Annotated in this window: 1 protein-coding gene; it reads left to right on the top strand. The window is 60.3% G+C overall.

The features are described from left to right. The coding region (locus Ga0451573_RS19605) for a molybdopterin-binding protein (protein ID WP_269438416.1) at positions 1–229 on the top strand (229 nt) is incomplete at both ends.

The following is a 229-nucleotide window of genomic DNA, read 5'->3' as shown; positions in this document are numbered from 1 at the left end:
GAAGGAAGTGCGGATTGTTCCGGATGAGGAAGACCGCATTGTCGATGCGTTGAATGCCCTGCGCGGCGCCCATGATTATGTCTTCACCTCAGGCGGCATCGGCCCGACCCACGACGACATTACGGCGGACGCCGTTTCAAAGGCATTTGGCGTGCCTTGCGAGCATGACGCCAAGGCCATGCAGCTGTTGGGCGACAATTACGCGGCGCGCGGCATGGAGTTCACCGAA

The organism is Phosphitispora fastidiosa (assembly GCF_019008365.1).
Classification (GTDB): Bacteria; Bacillota; Thermincolia; order Thermincolales; family UBA2595; genus Phosphitispora; species Phosphitispora fastidiosa.
Note: the sequence above shows the minus strand (reverse complement) of the source record. Positions and strands in the feature narration are given on the sequence as shown.